Raw genomic sequence first — 15293 nt, 5'->3', positions numbered from 1 at the left:
AGGCCGCGCACCGTGCTCAACCGATCGCAACTGGTCGGCCTGGTCGCGCTCACGCTGATGTGGGGCGTCAACTGGCCGATGATGAAACTCTCGCTGCAAGAGCTCACGCCGCTGTACTTTCGCGCCTTCACCATGACCGGCGGCACGCTCTGGCTGGCGGTGTTTTTCTATCTGCGCGGCGTGCGCATGGTGCCCCGCGGGGCGTCGGAGTGGCGCAGCATCGTCACCCTGGGCCTGCCGAACATGCTCGGCTGGCACACCCTGTCGATTTTTGGCGTGCAGGCGCTGGCATCGGGGCGCGCCGCCATTCTGGGCTTTACCATGCCGGTCTGGACCGTGCTGCTGGGCGCGCTCTTTTTTGGCCTGGCCCTGACCCGGCGCAGCCTGGCCGCCACCGCCGCCGTGCTGCTGGCCGTGGCCTTGCTGCTGGCCGACGAATGGGGCCACCTCGCTGGCAGCCCATTTGGCGTCGTCGTCATGCTCGGGGCGGCGCTCTGCTGGGCCATCGGCACACTGATGATGCGCCGCGCCCAGCTCACGCTGCCGGTCGAGGCGCTCACCGTCTGGATGATGGCGCTCACCAGCGTCTGCATGTGGCTCATGGCGGCGGCCAGCGAACCGTGGCCGCAGTTCCAGTTCAGCGTGCCGATGTGGATCAGCCTGGCCTACGGCGTGCTGTTCAACTACGGCTTTGCCCAGATCATCTGGTTTTCGCTCGCGCGCCACCTGCCGCCGGCCACCAGCGCCATGAGCGTGATGCTCGTGCCCCTGATCGGCACCGCCAGCGCCACCCTGATCATGAACGAATGGCCGCGCTGGCAAGACGGCGTGGCGGTGCTCTGCGTCATGGTGGCGATCGCCGCCGTGCTGCTGCCACCGGGCAGCCTGCGCCGGGCTTGGCGGCGCTGAACCGGCATCAGGCGCGTCGCCGCCAGGCCAGCCAGCGCGGCGTGATCAGCACCAGCAGCACGATCAGCAGCAGCCCGAGCGAGAGCGGGCGCTCGATGAACACCGACCAGTTGCCTTGGCCTATCGAGAGCGCGTTGCGCAGTTGCGCCTCGGCCAGCGGGCCCAGTATCAGGCCGACGATCACGGGCGCAATCGGAAAATCGAAACGCCGCATCAACACCCCCAGCAGACCCACGGCGAACATCAGGAACAGGTCGAAAGCGCTCTGGCGCATGCCATAGACCCCGACCGTGGCAAAGACCATGATGCCTGCGTAGAGCATGGGCTTGGGCACCAGCAGCAGCTTGACCCAAAGCCGGATCAGCGGCAGGTTGAGCAGCAGCAGCATGACGTTGCCGATGTAGAGCGAGGCGATCAGCGCCCACACCAGCGCCTCCGAAGTCTGGAACAGCTGCGGCCCTGGGTTGAGCCCGTAGTTCTGCAGCGCCGTCAGCAGCACCGCCGTGGTCACCGAAGTGGGTATGCCCAGGGCCAGCAGGGGCACCAGGGTGCCGGTGGCGGCGGCGTTGTTGGCGGCCTCGGGGCCTGCCACCCCCTCGATCGCCCCGGTGCCGCCAAACTCGGCCCGGTGCTGGGGCGCCACCAGCTTGCGCTCCGTGGCGTAGCTGAGGAAGGTGGGGATTTCGGTGCCTCCGGCCGGTATGGTGCCAAAGGGAAACCCCATGCCCGCCCCGCGCAACCAGGCCGGCCACGAGCGCTGCCATTCGCTGCGGTCCATGCGCACCCGCGTCAGGCGGTTCATGGTGCTGACGCTGCGGCCCTCGTACATGGCGTTGTAGATCGCCTCGGCCACGGCAAACAAACCCACCGCCACCAGCACCACCTCGATGCCGTCCATGAACTCGAGCACGCCGCCGGTGTAGCGCACCTGCCCGGTGATCTGATCCATGCCCACCAGCCCCAGCGCCAGCCCAAGGAACAAGGCCGTCAGGCCGCGCAGCGCGCTTTTGCCCAGCACCGTGCTCACCGTGACGAATGCCAGCAGCATCAAGGCAAAGTATTCGGGCGGGCCAAGCTGCACCGCCCAATCCGCCACCGCAGGCGCAAACAGGGTCAGCAGCACGATGGCAATGGAGCCGGCCACGAACGAACCGATCGCCGAAGTGGCCAAGGCCGCGCCGGCGCGCCCGCTCTTGGCCATTCTGAAGCCTTCCAGAGCCGTCACCATGGTGCCGGTCTCGCCCGGGGTGTTGAGCAGGATCGAGGTCGTCGAGCCGCCGTACATGGCTCCGAGGTAGATACCGACGAAAAAAATCAGCGAGGCGGTGGGCTCCACCTGGGCCGTGATGGGCAGCAGCATCGCCACCGTCACGGCCGGCCCCAGACCCGGCAACACGCCGATGGCGGTGCCCAGGGCGGTGCCCAGAAACGCCCACATCAGGTTGACCGGGGTCGCGGCGGTGGCAAAGCCGCCCATCAGTTGTTCGAAAATTTCCATGATCCGGAACCGCCTTGGGCGGCCCTGAAGGGGGGCCTCAGATCCAGCCGGTTGCGGTCAGGCTGGGCAAGTTGACGGCCAGCAGTTGGGCAAAAAGCCAGTACACCGGGGCCGCCAGCAGCAAGCCGATGGCCGCATCGCGCACCAGCCCCATCCAGCCGCCACCCGGTTTGCCTTCAGCGATGCGCAAACCGCGCACGGCCAGCGTGAAGCACAGGGCGCAACTGAGCACAAACCCGATGTATTCGATCAGCGCCGCGTTGGCCAGCACCCCGGCCGAGACCCACGCCCAGGCGTGCCAATCGGCGCGCGGTGCCCCCGAGGCCTGGTCCAGGTTCTGGAAGCCGCCCGTGAGGGCCTGGCGCAACAACAAGCCGCCGCACACCAGCAGCGCCGCCGCCACCACCCAGGGCAGAAAATTGGGCCCGATGCCCGCATACCCGGCCTCGGCGGGGATCTGCGTCGCGCCATAAGCCAGCAGCGCCGCCACCCCCAGCACCCCGAGCGCGAGCAGCACCTGCAGGACCACCGAATGCGATGAATGCACGGGCTGGGTGGCGGGCGACGAGGGCGACGAGGGTTCCATGGCGTTCAGGCGGGCATTGGTGCGTGCGGGCGGTTCAGATCATGCCCGACATGGCCATGACCGCGCGCAGGCGCGCAAAATCGCGCTCCACGAACTCGTCGAAGGCGGGCCCGGTGAGCAGGGCCGATGTCCAGCCATTTTGCTGCAAGGCCGTGCGCCAGGTCTGGCTTTGGGTGGCCCGCACCACCCGCTCGGTCAGGGCGGCCCGTTGCGCCGGCGTGATGCCCGCCGCGCCATAGACGCCGCGCCAGTTGCCGATCACCACATCGATGCCCTGCTCGCGCAGGGTCGGGATGTCGTGCCCAGGCAGGCGCTGCTCGGAAGTGACGCCGATGGCGCGCATGCGCCCGGCCTGGATGTGCGGCAAAAACTCGCTCAGGCCGCTGCCGCCGATGGTCACGTTGCCCCCCAGAATGGCCGCTACCGCCTCACCGCCGCCACGAAACGGCACGTAGTTGATGCGCCCGGCATCAACCCCCGAAGCGCGGGCAATCAGGGCGGCCGCCACGTGCTCGGTCGACCCGCGCGACCCCCCGCCCCATTTCACGCTGCCCGGATCGCGCCGCAGCTGCTCGACCACATCGCGCATGGTGCGCAGTGGCGAATTGGCGGGCAGCACGAACACGTTGAACTCGGTCGTCAGGCGGGCGATCGGCGTGATCTGGGTGATGCTCACCGGCGGCCGACCGGTGATGATGCCACCGAGCATCACGGCCCCCATCACCAGCAGGGCATCGGGGTCGCCGCGGCGCGCGTTGTAAAACTGGGCCAGCCCGATCGTTCCTGCGGCGCCGCCGCGGTTCTCGAAAGTCACGGACTGCGCCTGCCCGGCGTCCTGCAGCGCCTGGCCCAGGGAACGGCCCGTCAGATCCCAGCCACCCCCTGGGTTGGCGGGAATCATCATGCGCAGCGCAGACTGCGCCCACGCCGTCAGCGGCAAGCCGGTGGCGCTGGCTGCAGCCAATGCCGTCAAGGATTTGAGAAAGGTGTCGCGGCGCATGGCAAGTCTCCGATGGTGTGGGAATGGCCTCGATGATCGGCCTGCACGCTGTCAAAGCGCTGTCAGGACCCTCGGTACTTTCCCTGATTTTTCTGCGCTTGCATGGACTTGGATGGCGTGGCAAAACCCTGCCGCCCCCCCGAGCGCCAGCGAGACGGCGATAATCTCCAGTGTGGTGGTGCGCGCTTGATGGGACAAATAAAACCGATGGATTTTTGGCCCTGCTTAGGCGCAAACCACAGCCATAGTGCCACTATGGCGCGGATTTGCAACGACAGCAGGGACGAAAAGGCGCGGTTTTATGTTCCAGATAGCGCGCAACGCCACACTAGCCACCATGAAGCTGCTGCTGATCGAAGACAACCCTGCCATGCAAGCCAGCTTGCAGCGCTCGTTGCAGCGGCGCGGCATTGCGGTGGCCTTGTGCAGCGACGGCCGCCAAGCCCTGGAGGCCTGGGCCGCCAGCGCCCCCGATGTGGTGCTGCTCGATCTGACCCTGCCCGGGCTCGACGGCTTGCAGGTGCTGCACAAGGCGCGTCAGAACGGCTTTGCGGCCCCGGTGATCATCCTCACCGCGCGCGGCACTGTGGGTGACCGGGTGCTCGGCCTCAAGACCGGGGCCGACGACTATCTGCCCAAGCCCTTTGACCTCGACGAACTCGAGGCCCGGATTCACGCCCTGCACCGGCGCAGCCAGAGCAGCGGTGCAAGCGCTGGCCGCGCGCCCGACGCCGGCGCACGGCCCGCATTTTGCGGTCTGCGCGCCGACCCCGACAGCAACGCGGTGTACTTCGAGGGCCGCGCGCTCGATCTGGCGCCGCGCGAACTGGCGCTGCTGCGCGCCCTGCTCGAGCGCCCAGGGCGCGCCATCGCCAAAGAGCAATTGCTGGAGCGGGTGTTTCCCCACGCCGATGAAGTCCTGCCCGATGCGGTCGAGGTGGTGGTGTACCGACTGCGCAAGAAAATCGCCCATCTCGGCGTCGAACTCGTGACCTTGCGCGGCCTGGGCTATCTGCTCAAGGCGCAAGAATGAACCTGCCCCCACGCTCGCTGCGCAGCCAGCTGATGCTGGGCATTTTGTTGCCGGTGGTGGCCTTTCTGGTGCTCAATGCCTACGTGCTGTACCAGCAGGCCCTGAACGCGGCCGACACCGCCTACGACCGCACCCTGCTGGCCAGCGCCAAAGCCATCGGCGAACAGCTCGAAGTGGTGCCCGATGCCTTGCACGGCCACCGGCTGCTGGGTTCGCTCACCTACGCGGCGCTGGAGGCCTTCGAGGCCGACAACCGCAGCCGCCTGTACTACCGCGTCACCGGATTTTCGGGCGAAATGGTGGCCGGTTTTGCCGACCTGCCGCCCTGGCGCGGCAGGCTGCCCACCAACACCCTGTACGCCGCGCTGGTGCACTTTTACGACGACCACTACCAAGGCGAGCCGGTGCGCGTGGCGGTGTTGCTGCAACCGGTGGCCGGGGTGCATGGGCTGGGCATGGCCACCATCCAGGTGGCCGAAACACTGGAACTGCGCCAAACCCTGGCGCGCCAGATTTTGCTCGACACCCTCTGGCGCCAAAGCCTGTTGATCGCCCTGATCGGCCTGGTGGTGTTCGTGGTGGTGCAGCGCGCCACGCTGCCGGTGCGCCGGCTCAGCGCCGCCTTGGCCGCACGGCCCGAAAACGACCTCAGCCCGCTCGACAGCGCCGCCGCCCCAACCGAACTGCAACCCCTGCTGCAAGCCACCAACCAGCACATGGCGCGCTTGAGCGATCTGTTGCAACACCAAAAGCGCTTCGTGCGCGACACCTCGCACCAGATCAAGACGCCGCTGGCGGTGTTGCGCACGCAGTTGCAATCGGCCCTGCGCGGTGACGTCGATACCCAGCTGGCGCTGCGCGAGATGATGCAGACCGTCGATGGCGCCACCGAGCTGGCCAACCAGATGCTGGCACTGGCCAAAATCGAGCAGCTGCGCATCCAGGCCGACGTGCCGGTGGTGGCCTGGGCCGAGGCGCTGCGCGCGGTGGCGCTCGACGTGGCCGCGCTGGTGGCCGACAAGCAGCTCGATTTCGAATTGCTGCTCGATCCCACTGCCGCCACCCTGCGCGTGCGCGCGCACGAGTGGTCGCTCAAAGAACTGGCGCGCAACCTGCTGCACAACGCCATCCGCCACTCACTGCCGGGGGGCGCGCTGCGCATCGAATTGCGGGCCGGACCGGAGCGCGGCTGGGCCCAACTGACGATCGACGACAGCGGCGCTGGCCTGCCGCAGGATCTGCTCGACAACCCCTTCAGGCCCTTCCACACGGCGGTGCAGGCCCCGCATGGCTCGGGCCTCGGGTTGGCCATCTGTCATGGCATCGTGCAAACGCTGGGCGGGCAGATCGAGCTGCAAAACCGGCTCGACGGGCACGGCCGCTGCATCGGGCTGCGCGCCTGCGTGCGGCTGCCCCTGGTGGAGCCGCCCTACTCCACGATCACATAAACCTTGAGCACCGCCTCCAGCACCTGGAACGAGCCGGTGAAGCCGGGCGGGATGTGCATGGTTTGCCCTGGGCCGGCCTCGACGTGGCTGCCGTCGTCGCGCCGGATGCGACAACGCCCCTCCAGCACCGTGAACACCTCGCGCTCGGTCGGGCCGAAAGCGATCGCCCATTCACCCACCTCGCTGCGCCACAGGCCGGTACTGATCACGCGCGCACCCTGCAGCGGTGCATCGAACAAATCCCAAGTCTGGCGCAGCGGCAGGCCCACAATGCGCCGGTCGCGGCGCGGGCGCGAAAGCTCGGGCTCGCCGCTGGGCTGCGGGCCGAAACTGAACAGATCGTGCTCGGACATGGCGCTTGGATGGACGGGTGCAGGCTGGACTGGAATGGGCTGCTGAAACAAGCGGCTGAAACAGGCTGCTGAAACCGGCTGAAGATGCCGCTGGGCCGTGCCGATGCCTTGGGCCGCAAACCCGCTCAGGCGCGCGGCAGCGTCACCCCGTGCTGGCCTTGGTACTTGCCGCCGCGGTCCTTGTACGACACCTCGCACACCTCGTCGCTCTCGAAAAACAGCACCTGCGCGCAGCCCTCGCCGGCGTAGATCTTGGCCGGCAGCGGCGTGGTGTTGGAAAACTCCAGCGTCACGAAGCCCTCCCACTCGGGCTCGAAAGGCGTGACGTTGACGATGATGCCGCAGCGCGCGTAGGTGCTCTTGCCCAGGCAGATGGTGAGCACGTTGCGCGGAATGCGAAAATACTCCAGCGTGCGCGCCAGTGCAAAACTGTTGGGCGGGATGATGCACGAATCGCCCTCGAAATCGACAAAGCTCTTGGCGTCGAAATTTTTCGGGTCCACCACCGTGCTGTGGATGTTGGTAAAGACCTTGAACTCGCGCGCGCAGCGGATGTCGTAGCCGTAGCTGCTGGTGCCGTAGCTGATGATTTTTTGGCCATCGGCCTGGCGCACCTGCCCCGGCTCGAAGGGCTCGATCATGCCCTGTTGTTCGGCCATGCGGCGGATCCACTTGTCGCTCTTGATGCTCATTGCTGCACTCCGTTTGCAGCGATTGTAGGGCCGCCGCAGCGCCCAGACCGGTCGCCCAGACCAGCGCTGTGCACGCTTGGCCAGAACCCGCTACAATACCCCCATCCGTTTCTTAAAGGAGTATTCCATGCTGCGTTTCGACGTCCCCCAGGTCTGGTCCAACGTGATCCGCCTCGAAGCCTTCATCACCTTTGCCGTCGCCGCGCTGGCGTTGGCGCTCAATTTCGCCTGGCTGATGGCGCTGCTGGTCGCCTTGGGCTTGGTGCGCGGCTTCTTCGGCCACCACCGCTGCCCCTCGCACCACCTCTGGAAAGCGCTGATGCTGCGCGCCAACTGCGCCGGCAAGCTCGAAGACGCCGGGGCCAAGATGTTTGCCAACAAGATCCTGTTCATCGCCAGCAGCGTGTCGCTGGCGCTGTTCCTTTCGGGCAGCGACCTGTGGATGGTGCCGGCAGGCATACTGGTGGTGTTCGCCACGCTGGAGTGGGCGTTTTCGTTCTGCGCCGCCTGCTGGGTCTATGGGGCTTGGTATCGGCGTTTTCCGCCGGCGAGCGCATAAGCCCTTGCGCCCCGCGCGCTGGGGCAAGCGGCCGGGCTAGCGCGCGGCCGGCTCTGGCAGCGGCTGGAGCGGCGCGCGCACGATGCGCGCAAAGCCCGGCAGGCCCGCCAGCAGTTGGCGCCCGTAGCCGCTCTGGTGCAGGCGCCGGTCGTAGCACACCACGTGCGCTTGGTCGTCCTCGGTGCGGATGGCTCGCCCCACCCACTGCGCCAGCCGCATCGCCGCGGCAGGCAGCACCAGCTCCTGGAACGGATCGCGCCCAGCGGCGCGCAGCCACTCGGCCCGCGCCTGGCCCACCGGGTCGTCCGGTGGAGCAAAAGGCAGTTTGGTGATGAACAGGTCCTCGCACAGCTGGCCCGGCAGATCCAGGCCCTCGCCAAAAGACTGCATGCCAAAAATGATCGACGGCTGCCCAGCCGCCACGCGCTCGGCGTGCAAGCGCAGCAGGCGCTGGCGCGGCAGCTCGTTTTGCACCAGCACCCGTGCGCGCAGGGCCGCCGGCAGGGCCTCGCAAGCCAGCCGCATCTGCAGGCGCGAGGTAAACAGCACCAGCGCCCCGTGGCGCACCGCAGTCAGGTCGTGCAACAGGCTGCACACCAGCTCGGCGTTGAAGGCGCTGGCCTCCTTGGGGTCGGCACGGGTACCGCCCAGCACCAGCCGCCCCTGGCGGCTGAAGTCGAAGGGGCTGGGCACTTCGAGCGTGCAAGCGTCCGGGTCGTGCTCGAGACCGGATTCGCGCAAGAAATAATCAAAGCGCCCGCCGCTGCTCAAGGTCGCCGACGTCAGCACGGCCGCGCGCACCGAGCCCCACAGGTGCTGGCGCAAGGTGCTGCCCGGCAGGGTCGGACTGGCATGCGCCATCAGCGCCGCATCGGCCCCCGCAGACTGCACACTGAACCATTTGGCAACCGGTTCGTCCCCCAGGCTGGGTTGCTGCAAAAACAGGCGCGCCGTCTCGTGCGCGGCCTCCAGGCGCGGCGTCAGGCTGCCCAACTGGGCGTACAGGGTGGCGAGCTGACGCGACTGCTGCGGCTGCTCGCGCATTTCGGCACGCAGGGCTTTGGCCAGCAGCCGCAACGAGTCGATGAAGGCACCCGCGCTGCGCTGCAGCGCCTCCAGGGGCTGCAGCAGCGCAGCGGGCGTTTGGCCCTGGCTGAGCCGGGCCACGCGCTCGGGCGCCCAGCCTGCCGGTTCCTCGCTCAGCTCGGGGCCATGCTGCTGCACCACCCAGCGCGCCAGCTCTTGCATGGCCTGGCGCAACGCCGCCGCCTGCTCGTGTACGCCGGCCAGTTCTGCCAGCCCCAAGGTGGCGCCAGCGCGCATGGCGCGCTGTGCCAGGCGTTCGATCCATCCCAGGCGGCTCAAGTCCATGCGGCTGGCAAACTGCTCCAGCGCCACCGCCGGCAGGTGGTGCGCCTCGTCGATCACCAGCAGGCAGTTGTCGAGGTCGGGCAAGGTGCGCGAGCCCAGGGTGCTGAGCAACAAGTCGTGGTTGACCACGATCACCTGCGCCCCCACCAGCTCCTTGCGCTGCTCGAAGTAACTGCACTGGCCATAGACCGGACAATGGCGCGCCGCACACGAACTGGCCTGCACCGCCACCGACTGCCACAGCGGGCCTGCAGGGGGCTGGCTCAAGTCATCGAAGTCGCCGCTCCAGCGACCGCTGGCCAAATCGGCTTGCAGAGCCAGCAAGGTGTCCACGTCGCTGGCGCCCCCGGGCTGAGGCGGCTGCGGCTCGAGAAACCAGTCGTCCTCGTGCAGGTCCTCGTCGGCGGCGGCGTCGTTGCCGCGCGCAGCCCCCAAGCCAGCCAAGCGACGCTCCAGCTTGAGCTTGCAGACGTAGCGGCCACGGCCCTTGGCCAGGGCGTAGCGCAGGGGTTGTTCGAACTGCGCCACCAGGGCCGGCAAGTCTTTGTGCACCAGCTGCTCCTGCAAGGCCACGGTGGCGGTGCTGATGAGCACACGCGTGTTGCGCTCGAGCGCCAGCGCCAGCGCCGGCGCGCAGTAGGCCAGCGATTTGCCCACCCCGGTGCCGGCCTGGATGACGGCCAAGGCGCGCTGCGGCTCCGCCCCGGGCAGCGCCTGCGAGGCCTCCAGCGGCCCCAGATCGGCTTGGCTGAAGGTTTGCGCCACTTGTGCGGCCATCAGCCGTTGCCCCGGCCGCGGCCGCAGCCCCAGGTCGCGCTGCAGCAGGCGGTCGTAGCAGGCCAGCGCCTGCTGCGCCAGTTCGGGTTTGTCCATAAGCCACAGAGTGTGGCACAAGCGCAGAATGCGCAGATCACAGCGAAATTGGCCGCATAATGCAGCCCAACGCCAAAGGGGAGCAATCAGCACATCGGGTCTGACCCAGTTTATGCCCCCACTTTCACCCTCGTCTGCAGCTTGGCCGTCCCGCCTCAACCATGGCTTGGACCGTGTGCTGCTGGCGCTTTCAGTGTTTTGGCTGCCCGTTCTGTTCGGCCTGCTGACGCTGTGGGCTCTCTGGAGCTGGAGCAGCCATTACGCCCATGGCCAAGGCACCGCGCTGCAGTTTCAGGTGCTGCACGACGCCCAGGGAACCTGGCAGGCCGCCGAGGCCCTGCAGCGGCTGACGCAAGCGGCACCGGCCCCCGTGCTGCAACAGGACAACGATTTGCTGGAGACGCCCTTCTGGCTGCTGCTGCAACCCCAGCCTGCGGCCCCCTCAGCCATACGCATCGAATTTCCCTCGCGCCATGCGCATGGCTTGGCTTGCTGGGACGCCAGCACCCTGACCTTGTTGGCCAGCGGCTCGCGTTCCGAACCGCTGCAGGGCAGCATGCAGTTGGCCCGCGCCGGCTTTGCTTTCGACCCCGCTGGTGCCAGTTCCTTGCTGTGTCGCACCACACTGGTCGGCCCGGGCCGCATCGCGGCCTTGCAGTGGCAGGCCACCGATCTGTCCCAGCGCGAACTGCAGTTTCACCGTGGCTCGGGCCTGCTCGACGGCGGCATTCTGGTGCTGGCGCTCTTTACCCTGATCGCCGGCCTGATCAACCGCAACCGCACCTACGTCCTGTTTGCCGCCTGGCTGGTGGTGAACCTGCGCATGGCCGCGCTCTCGATGGGCTGGGACCAGCAGTGGCTGGGGCACACCATTCCCTACGAATGGCTGCAAACCATGCGGCCGTTGACGCTGGCGTTGTATTACGTGGTCACTTTTACCCTGTTCGTCTCCCTGCTGCGCGACGAGCTGGCCCAGGTCGGGCACGCCTACCTGAGTACCGCCATCAAATGGTGTTGCCTGCCGCTGCTGCTGTTGGCCGTCGTCCTGCCATACGCTCAGTTTTTGCCCATCATCTGGATTTGTGCTGGCCTCAGTCTGCTGGCTTTGCTGTTTTTGCTGGCCAAAATCTTTATGCGCACCCGCTCCAGAGTGGCGGTCTGGTACGCTGCTGCCATTTCGGTTGCGCTGCTGGCCAGCTTGCTGGAAGTTGCAGCGGCAGCATTAGGCCTCAAGGGGCTGCTTTGGGCCTTCAATAGCGTCACCGCCGCGCTGGCCTCCAGTCTGCTGGCCTCGCTGGCGATCGCCGAGCAAATCCGGCTGGCGCAGCAACAGCGGCTGGCGGCTCAGGCCGAGCTGCAACACACCTACGAAGTGCTGCCGATCGGCCTGTTCTCGCTCGACCTGCAGGGCCACCTGAGCAGCGCCAACCCGGCCCTGCAACACCTGCTGGGCGAGACTGAAGCGGGTTTGCGCGCACAGACTTGGCCCGAACGCTTTGGCCCCGTCCACTGGAATGCCCTGCTGGAGCAGACACGCAGGCACGGCACCGCCGAACTCGAGCTGCTGCACCAGACCGGGCCCGAACCGGGGCGGCGCTTTCAGGTGCGCGCTGCCCTGGCCGGCGACAAGCTCGAATGCACCCTGCAAGACATCACCGAAAAGGCCCAGGCCACCGAACACCTGCGGTTTTTGGCGCACCACGACACCCTGACCAAGGTGCTGAACCGGCGCGGCATCGAGCAGGTGCTGGGCAACGGCCTGGCCGACCTGGCGCGCGGCCATCCGCTGGCGGTGGCCTACCTCGATCTGGACCGCTTCAAACTCATCAACGACCTCTATGGCCATGCCGCCGGCGACACCGTGCTGCACACCGTGTGCCAACGGGCCCAAATCCCCTTGATCCAGAGGATGCAGCTGGGCCGCGTCGGCGGCGACGAGTTTTTGATCGTCATGCCGCACACGCCGCTGGCGCAGGCCGAGGCCGTGTGCAGGGAAATCCTGCACCAGATCGGCGGCAGCGCTTGTCAGGTCGGGGAGCGCGCCTTCCAGGTGCGCGGCTCCATCGGCTTGATCGAAGTCGCCACCGGCAGCCTGGCCAAAGACGTGATCGCCACCGCCGACCACGCCTGCCGCATGGCCAAAAAGGGCCAGGGCAACACGCTGGTGGTGTTTGAGCGCAGCTCGGGCATCTTCAGCGATCACGAAGCGCAGCTGCATCTGGTCGAACAACTGGCCAGCCAGCAGTCGGTCGCGGGCCTGTATCTGGAGATGCAGCCGATCATGTCGTTGCGCACGCCGCATGGGTCGCACAACTTCGAAGTCTTGCTGCGCATGCACGACGAACACGGCCAACTGGTGCCCACCGCGCGCCTGATACAGGCCGCCGAAATCGCCGGCCGCATGGGCGTGATCGACCGCTGGGTGCTGGCCCAGACCTTGGCCTGGCTGGAGCAGCACCAGCAGGCCTTGGCGCAAAACCGCTTCGTCTGCGTCAATCTGAGCGGGGCTTCGCTCAACGACGAGCGCTTCATCGACGATGTGTTCGTCATGTTCGAGCGCCACCGCACGGTGGCACCTCGGATCTGCCTGGAGATCACCGAAAGCGTGGCCTTGCACGACATGGACAACACGCACCGCTTCATCGACCGGGTGCGCGCCGCCGGCGCCAAGGTGGCGCTGGACGACTTCGGGGCCGGCTACACCTCGTTTTCCTACCTGAAGGAACTGCCGGCCGATCTGCTCAAGATCGACGGCAGCTTCATCGTCAACATGAACCGGCACCCGGCCAACGTGGCGATCGTCGAAGCCATCGTCAGCCTGGCGCAAAACCTGGGCATGAAAACCATCGCCGAATGGGCCGAAGACTTTGAAACCGTGGAAACGCTGGCCGAAATCGGAGTCGATTACGTGCAAGGCTACGTGGTGGCCCGGCCGCAGACGCCGCAAGCCATGCTGGCGGCCCGCTCGGGGGCCGATTTCATCGCCGACGACCGGCTCAAGGCCTACCTCAGCACCTTGGCTCCGAGCGAACTCGATCACGTCGATCTGGTGCTCGGCGCCGATCTGCCCGCAGCGGCGTTGCCACGCACCGGATGACCCTCGACGTCCTCACAGCTTGTATGGCAACTGCAGGTCGGGGTGCTCGGTGTAGAACATGAAATCACACCAAGGATGCCCGGCCTCCTCCCAGCGCTGACGCACATTTTGCACATCTAGGTACAAAACCCGGTGCGGCAGATTGAATACGTGGGACAGCGGCATGTAACCCAGGTGTGGGTACACGTCCTGAAACAGCATGCGCTCGTACTGACGGTCCAGCGGTGCGCGGGCCGTGATCACCATGTAGCGGATTCCGGCCTGCAGGCAGAGCAGGTAGTAGGCCTTGAACAGGGCGACTTTGACCAGCCTTGCCGTGCCGTCCAGACTCACACCCAGGCGCGTGGCCTCGGCCAGCGGCAGGCCCTGCATCCACTGCGGCAGTTGCACCGATTGCTCCAGCGCCAGCGGCCGCCCCTGGTTGGTCTGGATGCGCATGGTGCCCATGGGCGCGCCGTCGAGCTTGGATTCGGCCAGCAGCAGCACCACCCCATCGGCCCCGTCCAGCGCTTCGGGTTCGCGCAACGAGGCTGTCATGGTCGGTGGCAAATGACGGGCATAGGCACCGTGCCGAATCTCCAGCACCTTGGCCAGATCCTGCGCACCGCTGGCCAGGCGCAGCGTGAAGGGCCAATACTCGGTTCGGTTTGCCGACCTCTCACCGCTTGCCGCAACTGACCTTGGCCGGATGGAAACATGGGTTCTGACGCCTGTGGCGTCGCTGATCGTCATCATGTCGTGGGCTCCAGCGTTTGCAGGTGCACCATGCAGCCCGCATGGATTTCACTGTATGCCCGCAGCGCGCCGCCATGAGTCGGAAAACGGCTGGACTTGAAGTCCGAAAATCCCCTACAAGCCGACATCCCGTCACCCCCCCCGCCACCGGCCCTGTCGGCTACAGCCAGCCCGCCAGCTTACAATCAAAAACTTGGCGTTGAACCGCAGGAAGCGTGGCAGAGTGGTCGATTGCACCGGTCTTGAAAACCGGCAACGGGCAACCGTTCGTGAGTTCGAATCTCACCGCTTCCGCCAAACACAGAGGACACCGGCGCAGCTCCCGCCCACCTCATCGGCAACCCTCTGCTGCGCCACGCCCATGAGGACGAAACCAGCGCAGAATGGCATAAGACCAGACTTGGCATCTCGCCCCCGCCTACGACCTGACCTTCTGCGAGGGCCCCACCACCGACGCTCAACGGGCTTTTGGGTGCTCTGCAATGTACTGGCGCAAGGCGCTGTCGATGCGTGTCTGCCAGCCAACGCCTGCCGATTTGAAGTGTTCGACCACCTCATGCGACAGCCGAATGTTGATGCGTTCCTTCGGAAACTCGACACGCGGGCGGCCACGGGGCTTGAGCATTTCCCTGGCTACTTTCTCACCGAAAAGCTGAGGCAGCACCTCGCTGGCAGGACGTGCCTTGGCGAAATTTTCTGCCGTCCACTCTGGATTTTCGTCGTCCAGCAGTTCAGGGTTGGGCTTTTTGCTCATGCTGCTTCACCTCTCGTTTGTTCGCCTTGCGCAGGCTGATGACGTGCACCTTGCCAGCGCGGGGCGTGAACAACACGGCGTGTAGCCGGTCACCGATGTATCCAATAGCCACCACCCTCTCCTCATCCGCGCCGAGCCCCCCACAGCCCCCAGCAAAAAAAACGGGCCAACCCCTAACAAGGGTTAACCCGTTGATTTAAAACCTAAGTTTTGGCGCGGCTGGCAGGATTCGAACCCACGACCCCTTGGTTCGTAGCCAAGTACTCTATCCAACTGAGCTACAGCCGCTTGCTGAAGACCGAATTCTATGCCAACTTCGGGCCGGTTTGGCGCGCGCGCAGAAAAAATCTCCTCCCTGGGCTCTCTTGGGACGCAGCCCAGGCGG

General features: G+C 66.5%; 14 protein-coding genes and 2 tRNA genes. 6 read left to right on the top strand and 10 right to left on the bottom strand.

Annotation, left to right across the window (positions count from 1 at the left end):
- Window positions 1-12: 12 nt before the first annotated feature.
- Entirely contained in the window at window positions 13-909 is an 897-nt protein-coding gene (locus tag AAAZ40_RS06315) for a DMT family transporter (protein ID WP_476659571.1), read from the top strand.
- 7 nt (window positions 910-916) lie between these two features.
- Here the strand turns inward: AAAZ40_RS06315 and AAAZ40_RS06310 are convergent, their stop codons facing one another.
- Genes AAAZ40_RS06310 through AAAZ40_RS06300 form a run of 3 tightly spaced genes read right to left on the bottom strand, consistent with a single transcriptional unit; the run spans window position 917 to window position 3993 of the window.
- Window positions 917-2407: a tripartite tricarboxylate transporter permease gene (locus tag AAAZ40_RS06310; RefSeq protein WP_476659570.1), complete on the bottom strand. Its 1491-nt coding sequence runs from the start codon at window positions 2405-2407 to the stop codon at window positions 917-919.
- Window positions 2408-2444: 37 nt separating this feature from the next.
- On the bottom strand, window positions 2445-2993 hold the full coding sequence (locus tag AAAZ40_RS06305) for a tripartite tricarboxylate transporter TctB family protein (protein WP_476659569.1): 549 nt from the start codon (window positions 2991-2993) through the stop codon (window positions 2445-2447).
- Window positions 2994-3027: 34 nt separating this feature from the next.
- Window positions 3028-3993: a tripartite tricarboxylate transporter substrate binding protein gene (locus AAAZ40_RS06300; RefSeq protein WP_476659568.1), complete on the bottom strand. Its 966-nt coding sequence runs from the start codon at window positions 3991-3993 to the stop codon at window positions 3028-3030.
- Window positions 3994-4330: 337 nt separating this feature from the next.
- On the opposite strand from AAAZ40_RS06300, the gene AAAZ40_RS06295 reads away from it, so the two are divergent.
- The gene (locus tag AAAZ40_RS06295; protein WP_476661702.1) at window positions 4331-5026 is read left to right on the top strand and encodes a response regulator transcription factor; all 696 of its coding nucleotides are present in this window, start codon (window positions 4331-4333) and stop codon (window positions 5024-5026) included.
- On the top strand, window positions 5023-6474 hold the full coding sequence (locus AAAZ40_RS06290) for a sensor histidine kinase (protein ID WP_476659567.1): 1452 nt from the start codon (window positions 5023-5025) through the stop codon (window positions 6472-6474). Before AAAZ40_RS06295 ends, AAAZ40_RS06290 begins: the two co-directional genes overlap by 4 nt.
- Here AAAZ40_RS06290 and AAAZ40_RS06285 read toward each other — a convergent pair.
- Both AAAZ40_RS06285 and dcd read right to left on the bottom strand, forming a co-directional pair.
- Complete coding sequence (locus AAAZ40_RS06285; RefSeq protein ID WP_476659566.1) at window positions 6456-6827, bottom strand: cupin domain-containing protein; 372 nt, start codon at window positions 6825-6827, stop codon at window positions 6456-6458. The genes AAAZ40_RS06290 and AAAZ40_RS06285 overlap by 19 nt on opposite strands.
- Window positions 6828-6952: 125 nt before the next feature.
- Window positions 6953-7519: a dCTP deaminase gene (gene dcd / locus AAAZ40_RS06280; protein WP_476659565.1), complete on the bottom strand. Its 567-nt coding sequence runs from the start codon at window positions 7517-7519 to the stop codon at window positions 6953-6955.
- A 127-nt stretch (window positions 7520-7646) separates the two neighbouring features.
- On the opposite strand from dcd, the gene AAAZ40_RS06275 reads away from it, so the two are divergent.
- Window positions 7647-8078 carry a DUF4395 family protein gene (locus AAAZ40_RS06275; protein ID WP_476659564.1) on the top strand — a complete coding sequence of 144 codons (432 nt, stop codon included), beginning with the start codon at window positions 7647-7649 and terminating at the stop codon, window positions 8076-8078.
- Window positions 8079-8114: 36 nt separating this feature from the next.
- Here the strand turns inward: AAAZ40_RS06275 and dinG are convergent, their stop codons facing one another.
- A complete protein-coding gene (gene dinG, locus AAAZ40_RS06270) occupies window positions 8115-10322 on the bottom strand; it encodes an ATP-dependent DNA helicase DinG (protein WP_476659563.1) in 2208 nt (735 codons plus the stop codon).
- Window positions 10323-10515: 193 nt separating this feature from the next.
- On the opposite strand from dinG, the gene AAAZ40_RS06265 reads away from it, so the two are divergent.
- Window positions 10516-13419 carry an EAL domain-containing protein gene (locus AAAZ40_RS06265; protein ID WP_476659562.1) on the top strand — a complete coding sequence of 968 codons (2904 nt, stop codon included), beginning with the start codon at window positions 10516-10518 and terminating at the stop codon, window positions 13417-13419.
- A 12-nt stretch (window positions 13420-13431) separates the two neighbouring features.
- Here AAAZ40_RS06265 and AAAZ40_RS06260 read toward each other — a convergent pair whose 3' ends face one another.
- Window positions 13432-13956, bottom strand: a complete 525-nt coding sequence (locus tag AAAZ40_RS06260) for a hypothetical protein (protein WP_476659561.1) — start codon at window positions 13954-13956, stop codon at window positions 13432-13434.
- 407 nt (window positions 13957-14363) lie between these two features.
- Here AAAZ40_RS06260 and AAAZ40_RS06255 point away from each other — a divergent pair.
- Window positions 14364-14451 (top strand) — tRNA-Ser (locus AAAZ40_RS06255).
- Between the two features lie 160 nt (window positions 14452-14611).
- Here the strand turns inward: AAAZ40_RS06255 and AAAZ40_RS06250 are convergent.
- The 3 genes from AAAZ40_RS06250 to AAAZ40_RS06240 form a co-directional block, all read right to left on the bottom strand.
- On the bottom strand, window positions 14612-14908 hold the full coding sequence (locus AAAZ40_RS06250) for a BrnA antitoxin family protein (RefSeq protein WP_476659560.1): 297 nt from the start codon (window positions 14906-14908) through the stop codon (window positions 14612-14614).
- On the bottom strand, window positions 14886-15023 hold the full coding sequence (locus AAAZ40_RS06245; RefSeq protein WP_476659559.1) for a BrnT family toxin: 138 nt from the start codon (window positions 15021-15023) through the stop codon (window positions 14886-14888). Before AAAZ40_RS06245 ends, AAAZ40_RS06250 begins: the two co-directional genes overlap by 23 nt.
- Window positions 15024-15119: 96 nt before the next feature.
- Window positions 15120-15196, bottom strand: a tRNA-Arg gene (locus AAAZ40_RS06240).
- Between the last annotated feature and the right edge of the window lie 97 nt (window positions 15197-15293).

This window comes from Serpentinimonas sp. SMBJO2 (assembly GCF_056341105.1).
This window is presented reverse-complemented; position numbering and strand designations above follow the sequence as displayed.

Bases quoted from the DNA above. Each gene is read 5' to 3' on its own strand.
- AAAZ40_RS06295 (WP_476661702.1), top strand. From the start codon at position 4,331: ATGAAGCTGCTGCTGATCGAAGACAACCCTGCCATGCAAGCCAGCTTG.
- AAAZ40_RS06250 (WP_476659560.1), bottom strand. From the start codon at position 14,908: ATGAGCAAAAAGCCCAACCCTGAACTGCTGGACGACGAAAATCCAGAG.
- AAAZ40_RS06285 (WP_476659566.1), bottom strand. From the start codon at position 6,827: ATGTCCGAGCACGATCTGTTCAGTTTCGGCCCGCAGCCCAGCGGCGAG.
- AAAZ40_RS06305 (WP_476659569.1), bottom strand. From the start codon at position 2,993: ATGGAACCCTCGTCGCCCTCGTCGCCCGCCACCCAGCCCGTGCATTCA.
- AAAZ40_RS06300 (WP_476659568.1), bottom strand. From the start codon at position 3,993: ATGCGCCGCGACACCTTTCTCAAATCCTTGACGGCATTGGCTGCAGCC.
- dcd (WP_476659565.1), bottom strand. From the start codon at position 7,519: ATGAGCATCAAGAGCGACAAGTGGATCCGCCGCATGGCCGAACAACAG.
- AAAZ40_RS06275 (WP_476659564.1), top strand. From the start codon at position 7,647: ATGCTGCGTTTCGACGTCCCCCAGGTCTGGTCCAACGTGATCCGCCTC.
- dinG (WP_476659563.1), bottom strand. From the start codon at position 10,322: ATGGACAAACCCGAACTGGCGCAGCAGGCGCTGGCCTGCTACGACCGC.
- AAAZ40_RS06260 (WP_476659561.1), bottom strand. From the start codon at position 13,956: ATGACAGCCTCGTTGCGCGAACCCGAAGCGCTGGACGGGGCCGATGGG.
- AAAZ40_RS06310 (WP_476659570.1), bottom strand. From the start codon at position 2,407: ATGGAAATTTTCGAACAACTGATGGGCGGCTTTGCCACCGCCGCGACC.
- AAAZ40_RS06290 (WP_476659567.1), top strand. From the start codon at position 5,023: ATGAACCTGCCCCCACGCTCGCTGCGCAGCCAGCTGATGCTGGGCATT.